Below are 22,254 nucleotides of genomic sequence, written 5' to 3'. Positions count from 1 at the left end.
GAAAGCATCAATCGAACGCGAGCGCTGAGCGGCGCCGGGCCACCGCGCGCGTCCCACCCGTGACCAACCCGGAAATCACCTGGTCGAGCGTGCCGATGCGATCGGCCATGCCGCGCGCAACCGCATCCTTGGCGCCGAACATGCGGCCTTGGCCGAAATCCTTCCTGACCGTCGCCGGCGACACCTTGCGGCCGGCTGCAACGGCGCGGATGAATTCGGCTCCGGAATCGTTGACGCGCCCCTGCAGATAGGACCGCGCATCGTCCGACAGCGGACCGAACGGGTGCGCCTCATTCTTCAGCGGCGACTGCTCCGAGCGGATCATGGTCACGTTGATGCCCGCCTCCTCCAGCGCTTTGCCGTAATCGACATGCATCACCATGGCGCCGATCGAGCCGACATCTGCCGATGGCGTCATCACGATCTCGGAGGCCTGCGACGCGATCCAGTACCCGGCCGAGGCGGCCAGCGTGTTGACCACGGCAATGACGGGCTTTTTCTGCGCCGCCTCTGCGAAGGCCGCCGCCGCCTCGGCCGTGCCGGCAACCGTGCCGCCGGGGGTGTCGAAATCCCCGATGATCGCCGCGACGTCCGGATCAGTGCCAGCCCGCCTGGCCTGCGCGGCGATATCCGACAGCGACGAACCGTAGTAGCTGCCGCGCGGCGTCAGCGGACCGGAGACCGAAATCAGCGCGATCTTGCTCGGCTGCGCCGGGACGCTGCCAGCGGCCGCGGCCGCTTCGCGCGCGATCGAGCGCACCAGGCACTCGGCCAGCACCGACAACTCGATTGCGACGGCGGGGTCAATCGCCGAGATCTCTGCGATCACCCGCCGCAGCTCGATAGGCTCAGTCCTCGGCATCGTTGGCGCCCTTCTCGCTATCAGCCGGCCCCGGCTGATCGGCACCGTCGCCAGCATCGGCGCCGGAATTCTTCGTCATCGGATTCTTGTACTCATCACCGCCGGGATCTGTTCGCGGCGACATGTTTTCAAAGCGCAGTATGTCGTTCGCGCTCAACCACTCGCCCTGGCGACCGATCAGATAGGCCGCATAACGCGTCTTGAGGTCGCCGCGCAGCAGGCCCATGAAATTGAATTCGATGAATAGGTCGCCGCTGTCGTTGTCGAGGAGCAGATCACGCTCGGCCGCCTGTTCAACGCCGATCGCCAGTGGCGCCAGACAATAGATCACGAATTCACCGCTCTGCTGCTCGATGTTGTTGTTGGTCGAGCGCTTCAGCCGGGAGGCGCGATGCGGCGGAAAGCTCCAGAGCCCGAACACGCTCGTATCGGCAGCGTCCTCGGTCTCCAGCAGCTGCGCCTCTGCGTTGGTGACCTTCAGCGGCGTATACTTGCCGCCATATTTCAGCAATCGATCGCGATGCCGATTGCGACCCGTGCCGTAGCGGCGCCAGGTCTCCATGAAATCCTGCTCGGCTTCCTTGTCCTTGAAGTTGCCGGGATGCTCAATGATGCCGCCGGTGCCACCGAAATTGGCGAACCAGATGTCGCCATAGTCCTGCACCGCGATGGCGCGGCCGAACACCTTCCGGGCGCTTTCAAAGATCGGCTCGCCGAGCAGCCCGTCTTCGCGCAGCGGGTTGCCGCGCAGGTGCCAGATCTCGTCATCGCGATAAGTCTCCGCCTTGAGCGAAGCGCCCTGCACGATCGTCGCCGGCGGGTTGAACGTGTAGTACAGATGGCCATCGTAACGCCGCTCAACCATCGCCAGCCGCCGCGGATGGATCAGCTCGAGCCCGCCAAGCCCGTAAGGCTGCGGCCCTAGGCGGTCCTCATGCGGCGGAAGGATCTTGCAGAAGGCGTTGCGATAGTAAGACAGATGCCAAGCCAGCTCGCCGATGAACTCCCCCGGCGCATTGCAATCGTTCGGGCGCACGCCGAGCAGCCGCGAAGCCGGATGATCGGGCAGCGCCTCGCGCGCGCCATTCTTGCCGCGCCGATAGACCATCACGGGCAAGGTCGAGATCGCCGAGGACAGGCCGTAGCGCACCGACTGCACCGAGCCGAGCTGCGACACATTGGCGTCGTTGACGACGACGTCCGCGATCGAATGCCCTCCGCCGAGCGCGCCCCAATATTGCGGGTCCCACTGGTCACGCGGCTTGCCGATGTCGATGGAGTCCGCCACGACGCGAAGCGCATGGCCGAGACCAGAAAGGAGGCCCATTCTCACACCACCACCAGCATATCGGAGCCGGTCACGGTCATGCCGGCGGAAGGATTCCAGCTCATCAGGATGGTCGCCTGGAGCAGTGCGATCAGCGGATCTATCTTGGCGCGGCCGGCAACCTGCTTGGTGATCATATCGGCGTTGCCGCGCTGTTCGACCTTCGCGTTGCCGACGACCCAACTCATCAGCGCCTGGTCGGCATGAAAATAGGTCGCGTCCGCGAGCTTGAGATCGAGCCCATAGACCGCGGGCGCCAACGCCGGGCCCTGCAGCAGCCGGCGGATCATCTCGTCGGCGACGCCGCCGCCGAACAGCGCCTCGAACAACGCCGCGGCGCGGTTCGGGTCGATGCCGATCGCGTTCTTCTGCGGCAACAGGCCCGACGCATTGACGCGTGCGACGATCGCAGTGAGATCGGCAAGCGCCGCGGCTGCGTCCAGTATCTTGAACGAGCCCTCTTTCTCGAAATCGTCGAGAAAGGCCGCAATATCCTTGCGGCGCTCGAGCACGATCGGGTCTGCCCAGCCGCAACACCACGACAACCAGTGGCGCGTGCCCTTCTCGCGGCCCATGACGGCAAGGCCGAGCAGGTCGTCGCGGCCGCCGCCGTCAACGCCGATCGTGACCACCTCGCAACGTGCGAGCAGCGCCTCGAGGTCGAGCGTTTCATCGGCCTGTGCATCCCACAGATCGGCACCGCTCCAGCCGTCGTCATTCGTGCCCGTGCCGATCTCGATATTGAGATGCTGCGATGCCCAGACGCTGACCGCATCCTGCCCCTTTTCGCGCTCACTCGCGAAATCGGCCATCATCGACGCGACCGTGATCGGGCGATTGATGTTGGGCATCACCATCGGCCAGACGGCGGGGTCCATCCAGCGCGGCTGGACGCCATACTTGCGCTCCTCGCGCGTCAGCGTCGCGATATCGCGCGGTAGTTCATACAGCAGCGGCAACGTCGGCCGGATGATCTTGCCTCGATAGAGCCCGTCGCGCACGTTCCGAACGAACTTCAGCTCGCTCTTGAAGGCGCCGGCCGGTGCCTCGTCGCTCTGCGTGGTGGTGATGACCAGCACGCCTTCCTCGGTCTTGTCCAGGCCGCCGCGGATCTGGCGCAGCACCCGCGAGGTGTGGGCGCGCTTGCCGAGCAGATGGAGCTCGTCGAGCAGCACGAAGATCAGTGCCATCGCGCCGGTCAGGATCTTGAGATCGAAGCTCGCGATCATGATCTCGGACTTGGTGACGAGGTCCTCGATCGTCTTGTCATAGTCGCGAGGCTTGAAGCGCCGACGCAGATCCGGCGACTCCTCGATCATGCCGACCGCCTGCTCATAGGCGCGATCGGCGACCGCCTGCGTCTCGCCCAGAAACAACGCGGTACCGCGGGGCCGGAAGTTCATCAGCATCGCGACGATCATCAACGCCGCCGAATAGGTCGTTTTCGATGACCCCTTCGGCACGAGCGCGAAGAAGTCGCGGATCATGCGGAGCCTGTTGACCGGGTCCCAGGACCCGAACACGGCGCGGACCAGGTCGCGGAACCACTGCCCCGCAGCATCGCCGAGCCGGGGCGTGCCCGGAACGTCCGGCAATCGCAACTCGTCGAAGAACGCCAGCCCCATGTCGGCTTCTTCGGCGAACAGCGGCAGATCCGGCAACAACGAGCGGCCGTTGCGGATGCGGTCCTCCCAATCTGGGCAGGATGTGTCCCACATCAACGGCGGCGCCACGATCGTCGGCACATCGGGGCGAATGATCATCAGTTCATGCCCTGCAGACGACGCGCCATCAGCTCGCCCATCGGCGAGCCGGCATCCGGTTGATGCGCTGCGGCCAGCGCGGCCGCCTTCTTGCCGACCTTCTCGGCCTTGGCCGGCTTTTCCGGCTTCTTCGCACTCGACGGTTTCAACGGCTGACCGAACATCATCAGGTCGTTGCGGTCGACCAGCTGCAGGAACATCCGGATCGCTGTGGCGCTGCCCGCCTGCGCGGCCTCATAGCCCTTCATCAGCAGCGCGGCGTTGAGCCGGTCGCGGGCGACATCACGGCTTTCGAGCTCCGAAAAATAATGTTTCCGCAGTGTCGGCTCGGTGATGCGCAGCGCGCCCGCGATCCGCTCGTTGTTCCAGCCGCACGCCAACAACATGTTGACGCGATTCCGATTTTCCAACGTTGGCACATGCTCCGGCCTTCCGCGCTTGCCGCGGTTAGCCGGGACAGGATCACCAAACAGATCGAAATTCCGAGCCACGACGAAAAAAAACCTGCGAATGAGAGAACGGCCGGTCCGGGACAGGAGAGGGTCTAGAGATTGCACCACCCCCCCTTCTGTTCGGCTCGCACTGGTGGTCAGTGCCAGATGCCGCGGGTGTGGAGGGATGATTGCTCGGCCTGCTGCTTGCGGCGGTCGTGGCAGGACTTCAGCAGGGTCTGCAGATTGGTCTCATCCCAGAACAGGCGTTCGTCACCACGGTGCGGGACCTTGTGGTCGCATACGAGCAGCGAGGTGTTGCCCTCGATCCGGCCGCAGCCGCATTGGCAGGTGTAGAGATCGCGCAGGAACGTCTGCAGGCGCAGGCGTTGCCAGCGGGCGGTCTTGTACCAGGACTTCCAGGGTGGTTGCGGAGGCATCTGCCCAAAGACAAATGGGCCGCCTGCGTTGCCACAGGCGGCCCAAGTCTAGGGAGGAAACAACAAAGAAAGCGGGTGCGCTCAGACCACCATCAGCCAATCCGCGTGCACCTAACCCGTGACGCGCGAAGCCCAGCGCGAGGGCTGGGCTTTTAGGCAGATTCCACCATTTTACCGCGAACCAGTCTTGCTGGTGGCGGATGCGCCGAAGCGGTTAGCTCCGTTCGAAGCGTCCTGATGACCTTGGCCATCTGGCACCAAGCGCGCTCAGATCACGCGCACTCAGCTTCAACCGCTTCGATGTCACTCTCCTCGATCTCCAAGGGAGTGATGCGCCTGAATATTTCGACACCGACACTGAGTCGGCCCCTTGAGTCAATTCTCTCAACTCGCGCCGAGAAGCCGCGGAACGGTCCATTCAGGACCCTGACGAGCTGACCAACCTCGAAAGCGCGCTGCCGCTTGCTTTTCGGCGTGTTGGCGATGTCCTCGATATTCCTGATGTCTTGAAACAGCTTAGGCGTCAGGTGAGGCGTCCACTCGCCGAACCGCAGGAGGCCGATAGCGCCATCGATGCCACGCCAGCATTCCCAGCGCTCCTCGAAATCCGGGATCAGCACGGCGCCGAGGATCAAGGGCGATACGACGTTCCGGCGCTCGATCCATTCGAAGCCGCGCCTGATGCGTTGGAATTCCTTCATCACCGTCATGACCGGCAGATAGGCGCTGATGTTCCGCAACCGGAAGGCCTTCATCACCTTCGCCTCGCAGTTCGGATGCGTGCGCAGGATGTACCAGCACTGCGGCACTGGCGCCGCCTCGGGCGCGTGCAACTTGGCGAGGTCGACGTAGCCCGCGAAGTCCCCAATCTGATAACCCATGTTCATGCTCTCTCCCCTGCTGCTGGCGACCACGTGCCGTCGCGGCGCGGTGGAAAGGGCCGCGGGACGCGAAAGCCGTTGATGGATTTTCGGACGCGAAAATTCGGGTGCATCGGCGACAGGCCATGCACGGCGGGATCGTGCGGCTCGCGCCAGATGCGCTCGGCCTTCGGCTCGGCACCGAGCCAGAGCTTCAGCCGGTCACGCCAGGCCGCGAAGCGCTCCCCGCCCTCGGCGACGATCTCCCAGCTGTCCCGACCAGCATCGTCGGCGAAGGCCGCGAGCGCCAGCAGATCCGGCTGCACGGGCATTGTGCGCCAGACGCCGCGGCCGAGCTGCTGATCGGCCACCAGCACGGGATCGCGCCGTTCGGCGATGCGCAAGGCGACCGTGAAGCCGGCGAGCTCCTCGCCCTGGATCAGGCGCCGTTCCGGCGGCGGTGGCCGCTCGTCGGGGAGCTTCGCGTTCGGAAACTCCCGAAAACCGCCGGACCGGACCCAGAGGTGAAATGCCCGTGGCTTCCATTTCAGCTTGCGGATCTGCGCCGCATAGTCCGGCACAGCCGCCCTGCAAAGCTTCTGGTCGTCAGCCGCGAGTGCCCGGAATTCGGCGAGTGCGAGATCGCGCCGCATCGCCTCGTGTTCCGGATACCCCTGCCATGCTGGCCCGAAATGCTCCGGCTCCGCTTCGCCTTCCTCACAAGCGCCAGCAGCCTCCCGCCCCCCGGAGGGGGGTAAGGGGGGAGATTCAGGTTCAGGTTCAGAGTTTAGGTGGTCGCAGCACTGCGAGGGCTGGCCGAGGGCTACGCCAGGGCTAACCGTTTCCGGCGCGGAATTTAGCCCTTGCTGCCTGCCAGGGCTAAACGCCGTTGATTTATCTTCGATTTCGATCCGGCCGAGCGCGCGTCCCTCGATCTCATCGGGATCAGCCTCGACATGCAGCCGGATCAGGTCCGTCGTCCGCTTGCCGCGCCCGTCGCCGTTGCGCACGCCCTTGTCGTCGATCCATTGCGCGATGCGCGACACGGCGCCGATCTCCTCGAGCCAGACCAGCCGGCGGCGCACGGTGTCAACCGAAAGATCGGTGTCCTTTGCCAGCTGGTCGAGACCGACGAAGCAGCACGCCTCGCCGTTGACATAGAGCGCGGCCGAGCGCAGCACGCTTTTCGCCGGAGGATTTCTCAGGTCCAGCGAGCGCGCCCAGGCATGCGCCTCATCGGAGGCGATGTGCCGGGCCCGGCGCTTCTCACGAAACGCAGTCATGTTCGCAGTCTCACATTCGAAAGGCAGGGAAAGCAGTTCACGCCACGCACAGCAGGGTCACCCCTGCAGAAGGATCATCACGACGCGCTCCGGCTTCATCCGGGCCAGCGCCCCGCGCTCGACGGCCAGCGCCAGCCGGTCCAACCAGGCGCGCCGCAGCCGCTTGCAGGCCTTCGGCTGACCATCCGGGCCGAGCACTTCGGAATCTTCGAGTTCGCCCAGCTTGGCGCCGTCGGTGGCGAGCAAGCAGATGACGGTCGCGAGCTTGATCGAGACCTCCCCATTGCCGGCCAGAGCGCGCAACAGGACGTCCGTCATTCGGCAGCCTCCAGCATCGAGGAGCTTGGGGGTAACGCCTGGCCCCGCGCCTTCACGAATAGATAGTCGAAGCAGCAACCTCCGCCTGCGCCGGCAAAGGGCAGATCAGGACGGCGGCGCTGGACGAGAACGCCCTGCTTGGCCTGCACGCAGAACTGCGCGTTGGCGCGGACGGCATGCAGCTCTGGCGCGCCTTGTGCGCTATAGGCGAGATCGCCGGTCGCGTAGATGATCGAGGCGCCAGGCGCGGCGTTGCGCACGGCCTCGACGAACTCCGCTACCGAGAGATGCCGTGTGCCCCTGGTGTCCATATGGCCCCCGTTGCCTTCGGCTGCTCGCATCTGAAATCGCACGGCGGCGTGTGGCCGCCGTCGTCGATACGTTCTTCGTCGCGCCAGAACTCGGTCCAGTAGAGATCGTGGCCGCCTTGCGCCTCGCGCCGGCCGACTTTCACCATTTCGCAGCGAACGCATTCCTGCTCTGTCTTGTTGAGGAAGCGGACCTTCTCGCCCCAGCGATGGCGGGTGCTGGTCATCGGCGCGCCCGGGTCCTGATCTCCGGAATCGAGCCCGCGCCGCAGCACTTGACCTCGAACATCACTTCCTGATCGTGTTGATCACGATCCCAGATCGAGAAGGTCTCATTCGGCTTCGCGTCCGACGGCATGAGCCAGCCGCCGAGCGCCTTGCGCGCATCACGCTCGGCGTTCCCCGCCTCCGTCATTTCGCGACGAGCGCGCGCCTCGCGCTCGACGGACTGCTGCCATGCCTTGATGAGTTGTTTGCCTTTGCTCGACGCGCCCGCTTCGCTCATGGCCCCTCCAGAAGATCAGATTGCTGCTCGATATGACCCTCGCCCGCGTAGCCCATCGCGACCAGCGCCTGGGCAACGAGATGCCAGACGTGAACGCGCAGCCGCGGGTACTTCGTGAGATCGGCGGTCCGCTGCCGCACGAGGCGCGCCAGCTGCTGCGCCGAGCGCCCGCGGAAGGTCTCGGCGCGATAGTCGCCATGCTCGCGCGTGCCGCCGATGTTGCAGATCCGCATGCGGGCGATCTCGGTAACCTCGCGCGTGACGGCGGAATGGAGCTCGACGCGGATGATGATCATTGGCCACCACGCGCGCGAGCCTCGAAGCCCTCCGCCCAATCGCGCCGAAGCTGTTCAAGCTCCGGAGCTGCCAACGGCCCGTCGCATTGGATGAATGTCTCGCCGCCAACGCACCGCACGGCCCAGCTGCTGCTCGGCGAAAACCCGCGATGCCGCCAACCGAGCCAATAGCCCAGGAACCAGCAGAGGCAGCAGGCGGCGAAGAATCCGGCGAGAACGGCTTGATTGATCATCGGCGATACCCCGCGAGGTAGTCCGCGCCGCCGACCTGATAGGTGATGCCGCTGCGATACTCGATCGGCACGCCGTTGAAGCGGGCCATGCTGATGCCGGCTTCCATCCCGCGCGAGACGCCGCGATCGGTGCACACGACGACCGCATCGGCCAGGTGCATCCAGGCGTGTCCAGCATTGATGCCGTGTGCGCGCTCGCGCTCATTGTCATCGTCAAGGATGCCCGGCTGCGTATAGAGCAGGTGTGACACCAACGGCGCCTCGCCGCGCAGCAGCGCGTCTTTCACGCAAGCGCGCGCATAGGCGACGTTGGCGACGATGTCGCCGGCATAGGGCGACTCCAGGATGACGCGCCGCATTTGCCGCGGCGTCAGCGTCCGACAGCTGAGGATCTCAGCCATTGCCCATCACCCCCTTGATGCGCGCCTCGTTGGCCTGCAGCCATTCCAGCGTCGCGGCGGCCGCTTCGAGCCGCGAGATATGGTATTCCGCCTGCGACCGGCTCATCCCCGGCTTGACCTTGCGCTCGCGGATCTCGACGTTGATGGCGCCGATTTGCTGGCGCAGGGGGATGTTGTCGCTCATGGCCGCAACTCAGTAGTTGGCGCGAGCGCGGGACGCACGAGCTGGGCGAGGAAAGCGCGGCCGTCGTCGGTCACCATGATCCGCTTCGTCGTCGCATGCGCGAAGCCGGCGCCGATCAGGTGCCGCACTATGCCGCCGTCGATCGCCTCGCCCGCGTCGATCGCGCGCAGCGCCGCCTGCATCTCCAGCTCATCCGACGTCAGCGGCAGCCGCGTCTGCAGATGCCCGTCGACGACCTCGCCGAGCAGCCGGTCGCGGCGCGCGAGATCCATCTCGGCTTGCTCAACCGCAATCGCTGACGACGTCCGGCGCAGGAACGGCGGGATCTCGAGATCAGGAAAGCCAGGGCCAGGTCTGCCCGCCGGCGGAACGGCGGTTTCGGCTCCGTTGTCCTGGTCGACTGGAGCCGGTTCGACTATCCCATCTTCCGACGCTGGAGGTAGCGCGGGCGGGGCTGGCAGATCTGCGGCACGAAGTGACTCGCCGCTGTCCGCAAACTGAACGGTTTCGTCGGGCGCATCAAAGCCCCAGGCTTCCCAGCCAGGCCGGCAACGACGCGCGTTGAATTCCACCTTCGGCACGTTGGGCCAGTGGAATTCGATCATCCTGTGGATGTTGTCCGGCTTCTGGCTATGCGCGCCGACCGGCTCGGTGAACACGCTGCGGAAATGCGCCGTCGCCGGAGGCACGACCTTGCCACGCACACCGACCAGCACGATCTCATGCTCGCCGGTGAACCAGTAGCCCATCCCGCGCGCCTCACCCATCCGCCGCTTGTCCCAGACCAGATGCGTGACGTAAGTGAAGCCCTGCAGCTCCATCACCTTGATGGCGACCGCGAGGTGCGGAATCGTCGTCCACTTGAACAGGATGCAGTCGTCGGCGAGGCAAGCGAACCGCTCGACACAACGCGCGACGATCTCCTCAGGCGTTCGCGCCTCCGCGGCCGTCTCATAGTGCATCGACGGATGCCGCTCGGTGCCGGTCTCGGCGGACCACGTCTCATGGTCCCACTCGAAATCCTCGATCGCGACACCGAACATCTTCTCCGGCAATGCCTGGATCTTGCGGCCGAGCTTCGCCTCGCGCTCGGCGCGCTGCTCTTTCTTGGCCGCGATCTTGTCTCTGCGGATTTCCTTGATGACCGGCGCCAGCATCTTCTTGGCATCGGCGGTCAGCTTCCCCTGGGCATCGCGCGGCAACGCAGCCACGATCTCGGCCTGGCGCTCAGCCGGCTGGGCTGCGATCTCGGCTGCAGCAGCAACCGAGATCTTGCCACGGCTGGCCGCCTCGACGATCTCCGGCGCGGCATGCGCTATGACCGATCTGGCGCGGTCGATGCCGGCAACGTCAGCCTGCGTGATCTTGGCCGCCTGCTCGCGGCTAATGTTCGCAGATTGCGAAGTTTGTTCGGGGCGCCCCTGCCTCAGCGTGACAAGCCGCGCGCCGACCATGCGCCGCTCGTCGGCGGACATCTGGCGGCGGTGCAGGTTGCGCGACAGCACGAAATCAAGCGGGTCGCCGTCGACCGCCTGCGCGAATTGCCGGAACAGGAAGCGATTGCCGACGTCGAGAATATCGGCGGCCTGCAGCTTGTCGCCTTCATGCACCCCCGCCTGACACCAGCCCGGGCCGACAGCCTCACCAGTCGACATGATCCAGACGAGCGCGCGGTAGCGGTTGCGGCCGTCGAGGATCTGCACGGCGGCATCGCCCTGCCCGATCAGGATGATCCGGTCTTTCAGGCCGTTGATGCGGATGTCCTCGGCCAGATCGTAGAAGTCCGCGCCCTCGATCAGCGGAAACAGCTCGGCATAAGGATGAAAAGCAAAGGTCATCAGAACGGCACCTCCGCAGGCTCCGGCTGATGACCGAGATCGGCCAGAAGCCGCAGGACGATGGAATCGAGTGATGGAATCTGCTCGCGCGGCGTGCGGTTGCCGCAGTTCTGGCGATGCGTCAGCCAGCGGAGATTGCAGCGGCGGTTGTCGAGCGTCTGGCCGTTGATGTGGTCGACGACGTGCGTCCGCATGAAGCGGTCCGAGCGCGGATCGGCCTTGACCATGATCTCGCGATGCATGCGCAGCGTTGCGCGGTCAGGCCCTACATTGCGTTTGGCGTATTTCTGCCAGGGCGTGCGCGAGCCCCAGGAGACGTTCCACTTCGTTTCCGACAGCCACTCGTAATCCGCGGCATCGACCAGGCACGAGATGTCGTCGCGCACCGACAGCCAGATCCGGCGATACGGCGTCCAGCTCAGGTCGACGAGGTCGAAAGCGCTGATCCCGGGCAACGGCTGAGGCGAGACGAAGCTTTCGCGGATCATCACGACGCCTTCCGCTTTTTCATGAAGTCCTGGAACAGCGGCGGCACGTAGTCCTCGGCGAACGACTTGTCGTCCGCCGTGCGCCACAGCCGCATCGGCTGGCCGCCGACGCTGGCGATGATCTCGCCATTGACCGGGATCAGGAGCTGCAGCGCCTCGATCACCTGCTCGCGCCCGATGCCGTCAGCGGTCAGGCGCTTGACCTGGACGTGCAGCGGGTGCTCCGACGTCATGCCGATCGCATGCATGTAGATGCCGTCGATCGACTCCTGCTCGGCGACCTCGCCTTGGTCCTTCTGCCGCCGCTTGATGATGCGGCGCATCGCCTTGGTGTCGAAGCCCTTTGCCTTCGCCTCGGCAAACAGCACCTTCTGATCATCCTTGAGCGCTACGATCTCCTCGACGATGCGCTCGATCCGCTCGATATAGGAGTTGAGCAGCTCACGGCCTTCGGTGGTGGCGACGCTCATGGCCGCTCTCCCGCGGCCGCATCGATGGCATCCGCCAGGACGCGGTAGAGGGCGCTCGACGGCAAAATCCACACTTCGACCGCGCATGGATCGCGACACACGACCGTCTCGATCCGGAACAACCGGTCGATTGGAGGAACCCGGTCGAGGAAGCCGGGAGGAAGGTGGAGAAGCAGATCGCGCAGCTCGATCAAGACCGCGTCGAGCTTCAAGCAGTTCGCCTTGAACGACATCGGCGTCAGCTTGCTCATCGTCGCCCCCCTTGAAATGCAGGCGCGCCGCGACTTTTCCACAGCCGTACACAGCCACGCGGCGGAGCGCCAAAAACGGATATCCACAGGCCGAAATAATCGCCTTGCGCACCCTGCCCGCCGGATCGACCGGCGCCGCCCTGGCCCGATACGGTGCCGCTCATGGCTGCACCTCATCACCAGGCGCGAACGGCAAACGCTGCACGACGCCGGCAAGCGCGACGGGGTCGGGCTCGATCATCTGCCAAAGGCTGTCGGGCGCATCGGCGCCGATGGCAGACAGAGCGGCCTTCAGGACTACGTAGGTCTTGGGCGGGAATTTGCCGGAGGCCTTGTAGTAGTAGACTGCGGTTTTGTTGCCGCGTGTCAGAGCCATCACGCCGCCAACACCGAGGGCGTCGAAAACCTGTCCGGTCGTTTCGAATCGTCGGGTGATCTTCTTCATGCACCCGAGCGATACTCAAATTATTTGAACGCGCAACGATCAAGTTTTCTTAATGGGATTTTTGTGATGCCTGCGCCATCCTCCGCGGCGATGCCAAAGCCCCCTTCAAAACCGCAACTTCCCCAGGAAGTTCTTGAACGTATCGAACGGCTTAGGCGCGTACAGGCCCTATTAAAGCTGGATACGCAAAAGGCCTTCACCGATCGATTGGGGATTTCTCCGCAGCGGTGGGCCAATTTTGTCGGCGGGATGCCCTTGAGTATCGACGTCGCTCAAAAACTAGTGCGAATCATCCCCGGATTGACCCTCGATTGGCTCTATAACGGCGAGCGGAGGGGCCTGAGCGTGGATCTGGATCGGGCTCTCAACGAGCCGAAGCCCGGGCAGGACCGCGCGCGGGCCTAACCCGCCAGGTTGTCGGTCGGCTGCCAGGAAACCATCGAGAAAATCCCGCATATAGGCGAGGACGATCGCGGCGTCCTCCGGATCTTCAGGCAATTGGCAGCACAGCTCCATGGCGCGGCGCCGGTGCCAACCCTCACCCCTTTTCCCCATTCCCAGTCCGCCCTTCTGACCCTAACCCCGGGGCAGGCGCAGCTCTTTGTTCAAATTATTTGAGCGCTCGGTTTGCATATTCAAATTATTTGAGTAAGGTGCAGCACATTCGGCAGACGGCAGCGTTGCCCTTTGAGTGGTTGCAACTGTGCTCGCCTACCTCCGGTGGCGCAAGCCATGGCTAACGAAAGGTTAGTTCCGATGGTTAACAGACAGAAACAAAGCCTTCGCTGGCGGCGCAAGCAGCTGCTGCGGCACGGCCCGCGGGAGACCCATGCCCCGCTGGCCGCCGCGCTCGTCGTCATCGTGTTGGCTGCGATGGTGCCGCTTGCCGGCGCCGGACTGATTGCCCGCCTCGCATCGTCGGAGCGTCCGGCCTGCTCTGACGGCTCCATTCCCGCCGTTCTGACCGACTGCGCGGTGACGCGATGATCATCAGACGGTCTGCCCTCCTCGCCCGCATCGAGGCTGTGTCATGAAGCTGAAACATCCAGTGCAGCGGGTCACCTACATCACCAAGCGCGGCGAGCGCCGCATCTACGAATATCACCGCAAGCCGTGGCCGAGCACGGTCGATCAATGCGTCGCCGTGCTGGCGCGCGGGCCGCTGCACCGGGAAGGCAACGCTCAGTGGCGCGCCGACGGCCGCGGGCGCCGTTTCAGAAACGCCACCGTCGAGAAAGCGATCGCGCGCGGCCTGGCCGAGCGCAGGGGCGATAAGATCTTCCTGGTCATTCGCGAGGCGGCAGAATGAGCGTGATCACTGTCATGGCCATGTACCTCGACGAGGAGCTCCAGGCGCGCGGCGTGTTCGGCATCGGCCGCGCGGATTGCGCCGAGATCTTGCGCGCCGTCATCGAGCGCACGTCCGAGGTTGCCGAGAAGGCCGTCGCCGCCGTCCCTGGCCTGCCCGCGCGCGATCCACCGAAGGCCTGACGCGCCATGCCCCTGCCAGCCCTTCCGGCCGCACTGGAGGCCCATTTCGCCATCCAAGCGACAATCGGGCTGCCGGAGCTCTGCCGCCTGCTCCCCATGGACCGCAAGACGCTGGCGCGGCATATTGAGGCCGGGCGGCTCACCGGGCGGATCAAGGGATGCGGTCGGAAGAAGCCCCGCCGCGTGTTCATGCCACGCGACGTGGTCGCCTTCCTCGAGGCCCTGGCCGTCCCGGAGCCAGCCCAGCCGAAAGCGCGCTCATGTCCATCTACCAGACCCGAAAGAGCCCCTACTGGCAGTACGACTTCGAGATCGAACATTTTCGCTTTTACGGCTCAACCAAGCTCCGGGATGAACGTCAGGCTCAGACCTTCGAGGAAGCGCGCAAGATCGAGGCCCGCGCCCTCGTCGAGCGACTGAAGGCCGAGGGCTCGTCGCCCCTTACGCTCAAGGCTGCCTGCGACCGCTGGTGGACCGAGCACGGCTCGACCCTGGCCGATCAGCGCATCCGCAGCGTGCTCGACCGCCTGGTCGAAATCATGGGCGCCCGGACCTATCTGCACACCATCAACGACGACGCCGTCTCGCGCATGGTCGCCGAGCGGCGGAAGGATACCAGGCGCGATCGCACCGTGGTCGAAAACGACCGCAAGGTCATCCTGCGCCGGCCGATCACCCCGCGCACGGTCAATCGCACCATCGACCTCTTGCGCCAAGTCATGTACCGCGCCGCCGACAACTGGAACGCGGCGATCGTCAAGATGCCGAAATGGCGCAAGCACCGGCTGAAGCAGGTCAAGCGCCACATCCGCGAGATCTCCGCCGCCGAGGAAGCGACGCTCGACGCGGCCGAAGACCGTGACTACGCCGACGTCCGACGCTTCGCCATCATCACCGGCCTGCGCAAGGGCAACCTGTTCCTGACCTGGCCCCAGGTCGACTTCGACCTGGCCGTGATCCGCGTCATCACCAAGGGCGGCCAGCCCCGCGTCATCCCGCTGACCAAGGAAGCCTACCAGATGCTGTGGCGCCGCCGCGGCGACCACCCGATCCACGTCTTCACGTTCGTTGCCCAGCGGACCTGGAAGAAGCATCCGAAGAACGGCGAGGAGCGGATCAAGGGCCAGCGCTATCCGATGACCTATTACGGCTTCACCACCTACTGCCGGAAATGGAAGAAGCACGGCGTCGCTGCCCGAATCCACGACCTCCGCCACACCACGGGCATGCGCACGCTACGCAAGACCCGTAATCTCAAGGTTGTCCAGACGCTGCTCGGTCACACCGATATCAAGACGACGGCGACGTTCTATACGGATGCACTGGTTGAGGACTTACGAGAAGCGATGGAAGAGGCAAACGCCAAGGTCGGCACCTTGAACGGCCCGCTTCCTTTTGGAACAAAGGTCACAAAGCCATCTGACGGCTCATAAGGAACTGTGATATCTTGCATTTCAACCATTAATCTACCCTAATTCGAATTTCAATTTTAACTCTCTTAGGGCGTTGACTTGCATGTCAACAATGACCAGATTATTGAACAATGGAACCTTAAGATCTGTCAACTTCGGTCTGATCGATGACGAGCTCCCCCAGCGAGGCCTATTTGGCACAAAGCGCCTATTTAGCTTTCTGGCCCAGGATTTGCCGACAATTGAGAGCCAGGACACGATGCTGTCCGCGTCAGAACAAGTAGCGAACCTGTTCGGAAGCTATCTCACCAACCGGCCGCTAATCCTCAGGTCACCGATCTCTCCGCTTAGGCACCTGGAACACGCAGTCTGGGAACTAAAGACTCTGGACGTGAGGATTTTTGGTTGGTTTGCCGATCGAGACCTAATGGTCATTGACGCAGGCTGTGACGTCAAACTCCTCAAAAGTGCGAAGCTAAACTACAGCGGTTTCATCAGCCAAACACAGTACGTTCGAAAGACACTTGGCTTCACGCCGAACGACTACATTTCAGGAGACCAGCCAAATGACATTCTCACCAACTTCGTTGTCGCCCCGAGACCTCATGGCGGCACGCTTCGTGGGTAATGTTAGAGAGGAAATCCTGCTCGCTTTCTTGGAAGAGATGAGTGAGCGCGGATTGACTAAGAGCGACATTGCCAATCTTCTCGGCGTCCATAGATCTGTCATTTCTCGCGTGCTGAATGGAAAGGCTCCGCTTGAACTACGGACGATCGGTCAATTGGCCTGGGCGCTAGGTAGAGATCCAGAGTTCAAGTTGCCAAAGAAGAAGAGGCGGTCTCGCCCAAGTAATCACCCTCCCGTTGTTAACAGCACGGTGTTTCCTTCTGGCTTCTCTACTGTGGAAACGCCATGACCCGGCTAGCGACTTTTTTTTGCTGCGACGACTTGGCGGCAGTCGCGCCGGGGAAGTCAGGTTATCTCGGAGTGTACAGCAATGAGATGATTGTGCCTGCGCTACCCACGACTCTGAATCAGTTGTTCTTCGTTGTGAGGTTTAGAACCCCAATCCACGACCAGCCGAAGAAAATGCAGGTACGTATCGAGTGGCCGGGACATGAACCATTCTTTCAAGTTCAGCCGGTCGCCCCCATCAATCCGACTAAAGAGGGAGTCTTTTTTCAGGCACAAGCGGTCGTCCGTATTTCTCCGTTTGAAATTAGTAAGGAAGGCGTAATTCGGGTCTTCGTTGAGGATGAGCTAACTGACAATTACGCCGGCGGCCTGCGAGTTAGGGTCGGCATTCCTCCTGAACTGAGACTTCAGCAGCTCGCAGGCGGGGTTATGTTGGCAATCGGACACTACGCCCGACTGGGAAGCGAGACGGAGCAGGTCCGAGAACGGACCGCGGTACGTCTCATCGAGACGTTGTCGGACTATTTGATTCGTGCTCAGGGCTCGATCGTGCTCCCATACCCTAGCGCCGACATTCGACTTGTAGTTGATCATCAGAGGCTTCAGGTCTTCTTTGCGCGCCCCTACAATACGGACGATTTATCACTTGATATTGAGCCGCTTCCGAACGGGGAACGAGTAGTTATCGAGGAACTCGATCGGCTTGGCTTCCGGGTGAAGTTCGATCCACAAATGCCTGCGGATCCAGAATTTAATTACAGTGTGAAACCTGGGTCGACTGAAAGTCGGTCACCGGACATTGTGACGGAGCGTCCACCCCGCAAAAGGCGCCCCAAAAAATGAAGGGGTCCCGGAAATTCCCCCTACCTACTATTGGAATCCTATCAACGAATTGAAATCATTACCGAAAGCAAATCAGAAGCGCCTGATTTCTACTCCGCGGGTTGCAGGTTCGAGCCCTGCTGGGATCGCGAATCGCCACGCCAGCGCCATCGTGGCGCCCCGCCGCTCGTCCATTTCGAAACATTGCCGTGAACGACAGGGCGTGCGCACCCAAGCTTGCCTTCGTTTGGCGGATGCGTGGCCATGGCATTGGGGGGCTCGGTTGGCGAAACATGAGGCATCCCGGTTTCTGGTGAGAATTTTGCGGTCCAGATTCCGCGACCACAAGACGGAGCTTTCCGAGCTGCGGCGTCACATCCGGCGCGGCGACGTTGTCTGCGACATCGGCGCCAACAAGGGCAGTTTTCTCTACTGGCTGGCGCGGTGGTCGGCGCCGGGGCGGGTCGTCGCCTTCGAGCCTCAGCCGGACCTGGCCGAAGGATTGGCGCGGCTCTGCAAGCGGTTCTCGCTCGACAACGTCGTGGTCGAACCACGCGCCGTCTATTCGTGCTCCAGCAAGAAGACCCTGTTCGTGCCCGAGGGGCACCAGCCCGGGGCCTCGCTGCTCCGCCCCGCCGAGACCTCGAAGGCCATCCAGGTGCAGACGACGTCGTTGGACGACTATCTCCCCGATACGGGAAACGTGTCTGCGATCAAGATCGACGTCGAGGGTGCCGAACTCGACGTGCTGCGCGGCGCCGAGCGCACCTTGCGCCGATGCCGGCCGTTGATCGTGGTCGAGTGCGACCACCGCCTGGCGACGCTCGACAGGGTGAAGGAGACGTTCTTGCTCCTGCGGGGTCTTGGCTATCGAGGCCAATTCCTGAGCCGCGGGAGATTGCTTCCGTTGTCCGCCTTCGACCCGGAGATCCACCAGCGCGACGATGGCGAATGGTTCTGGAAGCGAAAGGACTACTGCAACAACTTCATCTTCAGGAGCTTGCACGCGCCCACGTCCTGAACTGCGGATGAGCCGGGCTGGTCGATGATGACGTCACAGGTATCTGATCAATCGCCCCTCCCCGCGCAGGACGAAACATTCCGGGAGCCGATCGAAACCATTTCGCCGCGCCTACGAAGTCGTCGTGAAACAGACCCCCGGCATGTTGCCGAATATCAAATCGACCGTAGGGGTTACCGATGTCCGCGTTGCTGAGCTTCATTTTCGAATCCTACTGCCTGAGCTGCCGGGCGATGTTTCCAGAGCTCAATACCGATCAGTCGACCGTCGCGGAGTAGCTCGCGGCCGAGTGGCCGGAATTTCGATCCGAGATTGAGCCGCGCGGGCGCAGCCGGCCCACTTTGGCTGTCTGCCTGCAGACTGCTCGTCCGGAAAACCAACGCGCATCAAGCTTTGCTCTTCAGCTTAATGGCGGCTTCCATTTGACGCCGACGCCCTTCATCCGCCACGTCTTGGGCGATGGAGTTGAACCATGTTTGAACTAGCCATGTTTGCCGCAATCTGTTTCATCGCCGCTGTCGCCCTCACGATCATTTACCAGCGGCGTCAGGACGTCCTCTACGGCCCCTATATCGCGGATGTCTCGTGGCCGACGGCGCTGCCCGGCGACCGCATCGAAGCGTCGTCACCCTGAACCTGGATGTGCTCCCGGGAGGCACCGGGCAGGCCGTCGCGATCACGCCAGCGATGATTGCCGATCTGCATGACGCCCGGCTTCACAAGCCGATGCGCCCGCCGGAATCGTTGAGCAGCGCATCGAGCCGGTCGGGGCTCATCCTCTGTCCACCCGGCGTCTCTATGCTGACGCAGGCAGCGCCGAGACGCAGATAGGCGTTTGCCGTGAGCAGCGCATCCTGCGCGCTGCGGCACCTGATGGTGGCGATCGCGCTGGCGCTTTCGGCCCGAACGGTGAAGGATGCGGCGGCCATGAGGGGCGAGCTCGTCTGTAAGCGGCGGCTGAAATGAAGCCGAAGCCTATGCGACGGAGCCCGACGGTATCATTGAGGCGGATCAAAGCCGCCGGTCCCAGGCTTCGCCATGGGCGTCCCGCTCAGCTCCGATTCAGCGACAGGCTGATGCGGGTGACGATGCCGTCCCAATCGCGCTCCCAGGCCCGGGGGTAGTTGATCAGCACGCAGTGGACATAGCCCCCAACGAAGTTGCAGCGATTATACCAGACGTAGTCGCCCTTGTAGCTCGACACCGCGAAGAAGCGCGAGGTGATCCGCTTGTACTGGATGTTCGGCGGCGGGTTCTTCTGGGCGAGGAATCGCGCCGGCGACTCCCTGGTGTCATTGGGCATCGACTGCACGGTCAGATTGGCGCGGCCGTCCGCGGTCTGGAAGCGCTGGCCATAGCCCCCGGGTTGGCCCGCCGTGTCGCTGAAGATCGAGACGGGAATGTCGACCGACGTGCCGGTCTCCGGGATCCTATAGGTGTTCCAGCGCACCGATTCGGCCGGCGCGGCGTTGCTCCAGCACGCGGCGCATGCAAGCACGGCCATGGCCTTGATGATCGGATTCATGTCTGTCGTCCCCAACGGCTTGAGAAAACATGACGTTGAACCACCTTCGCGGCTCAGCGAAGGCAGCGTCCGCCATCAGCGGCAGGCGAACGCGCGACCCCAGTCGAAGGTTCATGGCTCCCGCAGGTCCCGTGCTCGATCGCTCCTCATCATTGAACCTGGGATGGAGCGACGTTCCGGGTTGCCGTCGGGCCGTCACCCGCCATGAGTTCGTGCGTTCCGGTCTCGGCGGGCTGCTCAAGTCTCCGCAAGAACGCATCCAGTTGCGGCGCGAGTTGCGAAAGGACAAACCTCGACCCTTCCGGGGTGAAATGGATGGTGTCCCAAACAATCGGCGTTTCCGCGTCGATCGTCAGCGGGCAACGCCTCTTGCTGCAAATCGTGTCGAGAATGGAAACGTATTGAACGAGCGGATACGCGCTGGCGATCTCCTTCAAACGGTCGTCCGCCTTGAACGCCCCCTCTCTCGGCAAGAGCGAATTGCCGATTGGGACGTGCGTCTGCTCATGGTTGAACAACGTCGAAGCCAAGGGAGCGGGGAACTCGATCGAAGGACCGAGGAGCAGAACTGGAACGCCGGCTTCCTGAGCTGCCGCCAGCAGCGCGTTCAAATACCGATCGACGCGCCGTGCAGGAGGCTGGCCGTAGGTTTCGAGATAGGCGCGCCAATTGCCGGAAAGAACGACGGCGTCAAAGCGGTGGGCCCTGATCTGATCGCGTAGCAGCTGATTGACGTCGTTGCAGTTTCGCGAGGTGCTCAGCTTGAGCTCGACGAACGGGGGACAAGCCCCTGACGTAAGCTGCAGAAGATGATAGGCATCGGACGACAGGTAGCTGCGCAATCCCCAGGCATAATGTGCGGCGAGGCTGTCGCCGGCGAGCAGAATGTTGCGCTTGTTTGCAGCCGGCTTCAGGCACGCATCAAAGTCGTAGGCCGATGGCGGCTCATCGGGCTGCAAGAAGCAGCTGTGCGCATGATAGAACGGCTCCATCGTCCGGGAATCGTACCGGAGCATTCGTGCCTGGGATTGCGGGAAGCGATCGGCGTAGCCGTCACGAGCGACGCCGTCAACTCCGACCGCGATCAGGACGACGGCAATGCCCGCGATCACCGGGGAGCCACGCACGCCAACCCACTCCGTTCGCGCTCGTGCCGGCCGCTCGACGATGACGTAAGAGAGATAGGCCAGCAGCAGCGAGCACAGCAGGAGCCCGGCGGTAGCAAACGCCGAGGTCGCGACATCGAGCGGCAGCGCGGCCCTGCCGAGGACGAACACCGGCCAATGCCAAAGATAGAGCGAATAGGACAGACGGCCGAGGAAGGCTCCGGTCTCGCGGAACGGCAGCCGGGGCCTGCCCTGCTCCTGATTGAAGGCGACAATATAGAACGCAGTACCGAGACAGGGAATCAGCGCATGCAACCCGGGGAATCGTGTCTCCGCGCGGAAGATGACCACGGGAATCAGCATGGAGCCCATGCCGGCTGTCGCAAGGATGAGACGCGCCTCGCTTCTGACCGGTGACCATCGATGCAGAAAGAACGCGATGCTTCCGATCAAAAACTCCCAGGCCCGCAGCGGGGCGATGTAGAAGGCGGCCGAGGGCGATTGCTTGATCCAAAGCTCATCGAGCACGCACAGCGCGACCGTGCCGGTGATGACCAGTCCGAGCGACAGCTTCGACGTTGGGTCGGGAAACAGCCTGCTCCAGAGCCAAGTCACGACCGGAAACAGGAAGTAGAACTGCTCCTCCACCGACAATGACCAAGTGTGGATGAGAACCTTCCCGATCGTTGGAAGATCGAAATAGCCGGTCTGCGACCAGAAGAAGATGTTCGAGGAAAACAGAAGCGTAGAGACCGCGCTTCCGAAAAACATTCGGTAGTCGCCAGGAGGCGCAAAGAACCACGCTGACCTTGCCCCTGGGGCTTAATCCAGTTTGAAGTTCGTTCTGGCCCCAACGAGGACCAGAGCATGAAGCGCAGCCGCTTTACGGAAGAGCAGATCATCGGGATTTTGAAGGAGCACGAGGCTGGCGTTCCGGTCGCCGATCTGTGCCGCAAGCATGGCGTGAGCGACGCCAGCATTTACAAGTGGAAGGCCAAGTTCGGCGGAATGGACGTCTCGGAGGCCAAGCGGCTGAAGACGCTGGAGGACGAGAACACGCGGCTCAAGCGGCTGCTGGCGGACGCCATGCTGGACAATGCCGCCCTGAAGGATCTCCTGGGAAAGAAGTGGTGACGCCCGCGGCGAAGCGGAAAGCTGTCGCACAGCTCGTGGGCGTTCACGGGATGAGCGAACGGCGGGCGTGTAAAGCCATCGGCTGTTGTCGCATGACGGTCAGATATCAGACGAGCCGGGCCGA

31 protein-coding genes and 1 pseudogene are annotated in these 22,254 nt (G+C 63.1%); 10 read left to right on the top strand and 22 right to left on the bottom strand.

Annotated elements, in window-relative coordinates; all coding sequences use genetic code 11:
• Positions 1 to 7: 7 nt before the first annotated feature.
• The 19 genes from QW881_RS23270 to QW881_RS23180 all read right to left on the bottom strand — a co-directional run bounded on the left by QW881_RS23270 (position 8) and on the right by QW881_RS23180 (position 12,703).
• Positions 8 to 862, bottom strand: a complete 855-nt coding sequence (locus QW881_RS23270) for a S49 family peptidase (RefSeq protein WP_316158770.1) — start codon at positions 860 to 862, stop codon at positions 8 to 10.
• Positions 849 to 2,189 (bottom strand): phage portal protein, encoded by a 1,341-nt coding sequence (locus QW881_RS23265; protein WP_316158769.1) that lies wholly within the window; start codon positions 2,187 to 2,189, stop codon positions 849 to 851. Before QW881_RS23265 ends, QW881_RS23270 begins: the two co-directional genes overlap by 14 nt.
• A 2-nt stretch (positions 2,190 to 2,191) precedes the next feature.
• The gene (locus QW881_RS23260) at positions 2,192 to 3,952 is read right to left on the bottom strand and encodes a terminase TerL endonuclease subunit (RefSeq protein ID WP_316158768.1); all 1,761 of its coding nucleotides are present in this window, start codon (positions 3,950 to 3,952) and stop codon (positions 2,192 to 2,194) included.
• Complete coding sequence (locus QW881_RS23255) at positions 3,952 to 4,338, bottom strand: hypothetical protein (protein WP_316158766.1); 387 nt, start codon at positions 4,336 to 4,338, stop codon at positions 3,952 to 3,954. Before QW881_RS23255 ends, QW881_RS23260 begins: the two co-directional genes overlap by 1 nt.
• Before the next feature lie 203 nt (positions 4,339 to 4,541).
• Positions 4,542 to 4,823, bottom strand: coding sequence for an HNH endonuclease (locus tag QW881_RS23250; protein WP_316158765.1), 282 nt, complete (start codon positions 4,821 to 4,823; stop codon positions 4,542 to 4,544).
• A gap of 272 nt (positions 4,824 to 5,095) precedes the next feature.
• Entirely contained in the window at positions 5,096 to 5,710 is a 615-nt protein-coding gene (locus QW881_RS23245) for a transcription termination/antitermination protein NusG (RefSeq protein ID WP_316158763.1), read from the bottom strand.
• The gene (locus QW881_RS23240) at positions 5,707 to 6,864 is read right to left on the bottom strand and encodes a hypothetical protein (RefSeq protein WP_316158762.1); all 1,158 of its coding nucleotides are present in this window, start codon (positions 6,862 to 6,864) and stop codon (positions 5,707 to 5,709) included. Before QW881_RS23240 ends, QW881_RS23245 begins: the two co-directional genes overlap by 4 nt.
• A 159-nt stretch (positions 6,865 to 7,023) precedes the next feature.
• Positions 7,024 to 7,284 (bottom strand): hypothetical protein, encoded by a 261-nt coding sequence (locus tag QW881_RS23235; RefSeq protein ID WP_316158761.1) that lies wholly within the window; start codon positions 7,282 to 7,284, stop codon positions 7,024 to 7,026.
• The gene (locus QW881_RS23230; RefSeq protein WP_316158760.1) at positions 7,281 to 7,595 is read right to left on the bottom strand and encodes a hypothetical protein; all 315 of its coding nucleotides are present in this window, start codon (positions 7,593 to 7,595) and stop codon (positions 7,281 to 7,283) included. The genes QW881_RS23235 and QW881_RS23230 overlap by 4 nt, the downstream gene beginning before the upstream one ends.
• On the bottom strand, positions 7,562 to 7,819 hold the full coding sequence (locus QW881_RS23225) for a hypothetical protein (RefSeq protein WP_316158759.1): 258 nt from the start codon (positions 7,817 to 7,819) through the stop codon (positions 7,562 to 7,564). Before QW881_RS23225 ends, QW881_RS23230 begins: the two co-directional genes overlap by 34 nt.
• The gene (locus QW881_RS23220) at positions 7,816 to 8,097 is read right to left on the bottom strand and encodes a hypothetical protein (protein ID WP_316158757.1); all 282 of its coding nucleotides are present in this window, start codon (positions 8,095 to 8,097) and stop codon (positions 7,816 to 7,818) included. Before QW881_RS23220 ends, QW881_RS23225 begins: the two co-directional genes overlap by 4 nt.
• On the bottom strand, positions 8,094 to 8,393 hold the full coding sequence (locus QW881_RS23215) for a hypothetical protein (RefSeq protein ID WP_316158756.1): 300 nt from the start codon (positions 8,391 to 8,393) through the stop codon (positions 8,094 to 8,096). The genes QW881_RS23220 and QW881_RS23215 overlap by 4 nt, the downstream gene beginning before the upstream one ends.
• 229 nt (positions 8,394 to 8,622) lie before the next feature.
• Positions 8,623 to 9,027 carry a hypothetical protein gene (locus QW881_RS23210; RefSeq protein WP_316158754.1) on the bottom strand — a complete coding sequence of 135 codons (405 nt, stop codon included), beginning with the start codon at positions 9,025 to 9,027 and terminating at the stop codon, positions 8,623 to 8,625.
• Positions 9,020 to 9,211 (bottom strand): hypothetical protein, encoded by a 192-nt coding sequence (locus QW881_RS23205; protein ID WP_316158753.1) that lies wholly within the window; start codon positions 9,209 to 9,211, stop codon positions 9,020 to 9,022. Before QW881_RS23205 ends, QW881_RS23210 begins: the two co-directional genes overlap by 8 nt.
• Positions 9,208 to 11,049 carry an MT-A70 family methyltransferase gene (locus QW881_RS23200; protein WP_316158751.1) on the bottom strand — a complete coding sequence of 614 codons (1,842 nt, stop codon included), beginning with the start codon at positions 11,047 to 11,049 and terminating at the stop codon, positions 9,208 to 9,210. The genes QW881_RS23205 and QW881_RS23200 overlap by 4 nt, the downstream gene beginning before the upstream one ends.
• Entirely contained in the window at positions 11,049 to 11,537 is a 489-nt protein-coding gene (locus tag QW881_RS23195; protein ID WP_316158824.1) for an HNH endonuclease, read from the bottom strand. The genes QW881_RS23200 and QW881_RS23195 overlap by 1 nt, the downstream gene beginning before the upstream one ends.
• Entirely contained in the window at positions 11,537 to 12,007 is a 471-nt protein-coding gene (locus tag QW881_RS23190) for a DUF2312 domain-containing protein (RefSeq protein ID WP_316158749.1), read from the bottom strand. Before QW881_RS23190 ends, QW881_RS23195 begins: the two co-directional genes overlap by 1 nt.
• Positions 12,004 to 12,258 (bottom strand): hypothetical protein, encoded by a 255-nt coding sequence (locus QW881_RS23185; protein ID WP_316158748.1) that lies wholly within the window; start codon positions 12,256 to 12,258, stop codon positions 12,004 to 12,006. The genes QW881_RS23190 and QW881_RS23185 overlap by 4 nt, the downstream gene beginning before the upstream one ends.
• Before the next feature lie 160 nt (positions 12,259 to 12,418).
• Positions 12,419 to 12,703, bottom strand: a complete 285-nt coding sequence (locus QW881_RS23180; RefSeq protein ID WP_316158746.1) for a hypothetical protein — start codon at positions 12,701 to 12,703, stop codon at positions 12,419 to 12,421.
• 66 nt (positions 12,704 to 12,769) lie between these two features.
• On the opposite strand from QW881_RS23180, the gene QW881_RS23175 reads away from it, so the two are divergent.
• The 9 genes from QW881_RS23175 (at position 12,770) to QW881_RS23135 (ending at position 18,999) form a co-directional block, all read left to right on the top strand.
• The gene (locus QW881_RS23175; protein WP_316158745.1) at positions 12,770 to 13,108 is read left to right on the top strand and encodes a helix-turn-helix transcriptional regulator; all 339 of its coding nucleotides are present in this window, start codon (positions 12,770 to 12,772) and stop codon (positions 13,106 to 13,108) included.
• A 351-nt stretch (positions 13,109 to 13,459) separates the two neighbouring features.
• The gene (locus QW881_RS23170; protein ID WP_316158744.1) at positions 13,460 to 13,690 is read left to right on the top strand and encodes a hypothetical protein; all 231 of its coding nucleotides are present in this window, start codon (positions 13,460 to 13,462) and stop codon (positions 13,688 to 13,690) included.
• Between the two features lie 43 nt (positions 13,691 to 13,733).
• Positions 13,734 to 14,012, top strand: a complete 279-nt coding sequence (locus QW881_RS23165) for a hypothetical protein (RefSeq protein ID WP_316158743.1) — start codon at positions 13,734 to 13,736, stop codon at positions 14,010 to 14,012.
• Entirely contained in the window at positions 14,009 to 14,194 is a 186-nt protein-coding gene (locus tag QW881_RS23160; RefSeq protein ID WP_316158742.1) for a hypothetical protein, read from the top strand. The genes QW881_RS23165 and QW881_RS23160 overlap by 4 nt, the downstream gene beginning before the upstream one ends.
• A gap of 260 nt (positions 14,195 to 14,454) precedes the next feature.
• Positions 14,455 to 15,627, top strand: a complete 1,173-nt coding sequence (locus tag QW881_RS23155) for a site-specific integrase (RefSeq protein ID WP_316158741.1) — start codon at positions 14,455 to 14,457, stop codon at positions 15,625 to 15,627.
• 584 nt (positions 15,628 to 16,211) lie between these two features.
• Positions 16,212 to 16,523: a transcriptional regulator gene (locus QW881_RS23150; protein WP_316158739.1), complete on the top strand. Its 312-nt coding sequence runs from the start codon at positions 16,212 to 16,214 to the stop codon at positions 16,521 to 16,523.
• Positions 16,520 to 17,365, top strand: a complete 846-nt coding sequence (locus tag QW881_RS23145) for a DUF6941 family protein (RefSeq protein ID WP_316158738.1) — start codon at positions 16,520 to 16,522, stop codon at positions 17,363 to 17,365. The genes QW881_RS23150 and QW881_RS23145 overlap by 4 nt, the downstream gene beginning before the upstream one ends.
• Before the next feature lie 262 nt (positions 17,366 to 17,627).
• Positions 17,628 to 18,365, top strand: a complete 738-nt coding sequence (locus QW881_RS23140; RefSeq protein WP_315759351.1) for an FkbM family methyltransferase — start codon at positions 17,628 to 17,630, stop codon at positions 18,363 to 18,365.
• 472 nt (positions 18,366 to 18,837) lie between these two features.
• On the top strand, positions 18,838 to 18,999 hold the full coding sequence (locus QW881_RS23135; protein WP_315759348.1) for a hypothetical protein: 162 nt from the start codon (positions 18,838 to 18,840) through the stop codon (positions 18,997 to 18,999).
• Between the two features lie 82 nt (positions 19,000 to 19,081).
• Here the strand turns inward: QW881_RS23135 and QW881_RS23130 are convergent, their stop codons facing one another.
• From QW881_RS23130 to QW881_RS23120, 3 genes are all read right to left on the bottom strand, one after another.
• On the bottom strand, positions 19,082 to 19,294 hold the full coding sequence (locus QW881_RS23130; RefSeq protein WP_315738059.1) for a hypothetical protein: 213 nt from the start codon (positions 19,292 to 19,294) through the stop codon (positions 19,082 to 19,084).
• A 122-nt stretch (positions 19,295 to 19,416) separates the two neighbouring features.
• Positions 19,417 to 19,890 carry a hypothetical protein gene (locus QW881_RS23125; RefSeq protein ID WP_315759349.1) on the bottom strand — a complete coding sequence of 158 codons (474 nt, stop codon included), beginning with the start codon at positions 19,888 to 19,890 and terminating at the stop codon, positions 19,417 to 19,419.
• Positions 19,891 to 20,039: 149 nt separating this feature from the next.
• Positions 20,040 to 21,767 carry an acyltransferase family protein gene (locus QW881_RS23120; protein WP_315759350.1) on the bottom strand — a complete coding sequence of 576 codons (1,728 nt, stop codon included), beginning with the start codon at positions 21,765 to 21,767 and terminating at the stop codon, positions 20,040 to 20,042.
• 96 nt (positions 21,768 to 21,863) lie between these two features.
• Here QW881_RS23120 and QW881_RS23115 point away from each other — a divergent pair.
• A pseudogene (locus QW881_RS23115) lies at positions 21,864 to 22,254 on the top strand (transposase); the annotation flags it as partial.

The organism is Bradyrhizobium sp. SZCCHNS3016, assembly GCF_032484535.1.
In the GTDB taxonomy this organism is placed as follows: Bacteria; Pseudomonadota; Alphaproteobacteria; order Rhizobiales; family Xanthobacteraceae; genus Bradyrhizobium.
Note: the sequence above shows the minus strand (reverse complement) of the source record. Positions and strands in the feature narration are given on the sequence as shown.